The following is a 1,495-nucleotide window of genomic DNA, read 5'->3' as shown; positions in this document are numbered from 1 at the left end:
TTCCATAGGACCCATTTTAAAATAACGAAGCCACAAAGCAGCAAATAACATTTGAAACAAACAGATTAGTATCCAAACAAAAATGACGAAGAATGAACGAGGGTGTCCACCCAACCCAAAACCCCATCCATAAAATAAAATTGAGCTTAAAACATTCTGTAACACGTAGCAACTTAAAGACATCTTGCCTACTTTTTCTAAAACTCTCCATAATGAAAAGGCTTGAAATTTTTCAATTAGAAAACTAATAGCTCCCATGTATCCAAGCGATAAAATAGGGGCAAATACATACCTTACTGGAAAATCCAAGAACCCTCCAGTAACAAATAATAATAGATTTAGAGGTAACCCAACTAAAAGGCCCGCCTTCATCATCCTCTTTCTGATATTAATACCTTTGGAATTATTGTCAAAAGCCCCTATTCTCACTAGTAAAACACCAATTAAAAACATACATATATTAAATGGAATGACGAAAATGGCTTCTGTGCGCAGCTCCCAAAAATGAAGAAGTCGATACTGAATTTGATTCATCCATGATCCATGTTGAAAAAGGGTTATCACTTCTTTTGGGACAGCAACTAGCTCATCTCCTATGGAGTTAGTTAGCACACCTAAGAACACAAGTAATATAAAGAAAAGATGAATCGCTGCTGCACTAATCATTGTTATTCGTATCATCGTCTTCCGCATTTTCACGATAAATGAAACAATAATTGCTGTTACTGCATAAGACATTAGAATGTCGTACTCTAAGACAAAAATAAAGTGCACAAACCCTTCCATTAATAAAATCAAAGACAGCCATATGTATCTTCCTAGCCACGTCTGATTTAATCGTTTTGACTGCTGATATTTCAGCTCTAAACCAACACCAAACATAATAGCTAAGAGACCAAGTAATTTCCCGTTAATTAAGGAAAGAAAAAGTATTCTTAAAAAATCATCTCCTGATAACCACCATTTGTTATGGGTAAAAGTAAATATATAATTTACATCTCCCAGATAAGCAAACAGCCAAATGTTCGTTCCTAATGTTCCTAAAATCGCTAGTCCTCTTAATATATCTAAAGAGCGAATTCTTTTTTTATTCTCCACTTCTCATGCCCCCATCCGTTACTTTTACTTTCGTTGCTCCCCTTCTTGATATCTCATAGTTCAACTATATTAGATTACGTTGCGTCATCTTCAACCCTTATTTTTAAAAGAATAAATTATTTTTAGTGCGATAAAAAGAGCGTGGATACGTTTTGAGAAGTGCAAAGACTGCCCGCTTTGGAAACAGGTTTAGCCAAAATCCAAAAGATATACTGACGTACGCAGAGTACTAATTACAAAAAAAGAAACCCTAGTATTGTTAAGGTTTCTTTTTTTCTACCATTCCACTCTAAGCGACAATTGAAGATAAATTAAAATACTTTTACTGCGATATAGCATTTTCAAACGTTTTGTAATTCATAAAGTAAATAACGTCGTTGAATATACACTTTGTAAA

The 1,495-nt window shown here is 34.1% G+C and carries 1 protein-coding gene; it reads right to left on the bottom strand.

What is annotated here, in order from left to right; all coding sequences use genetic code 11:
- On the bottom strand, positions 1 to 1,098 hold a 1,098-nt coding region (locus tag RB298_RS25585; protein WP_486049150.1), incomplete at its 3' end, for a DUF418 domain-containing protein.
- Positions 1,099 to 1,495 lie beyond the last annotated feature (397 nt).

It is taken from the genome of Priestia sp. BR_2, from assembly GCF_041954005.1.
Lineage (GTDB): Bacteria > Bacillota > Bacilli > Paenibacillales > Paenibacillaceae > Paenibacillus_AQ > Paenibacillus_AQ lautus_A.
The sequence above is the reverse complement of the archived record's forward strand: the minus strand, read 5'-3'. Positions and strand labels throughout refer to the sequence as shown.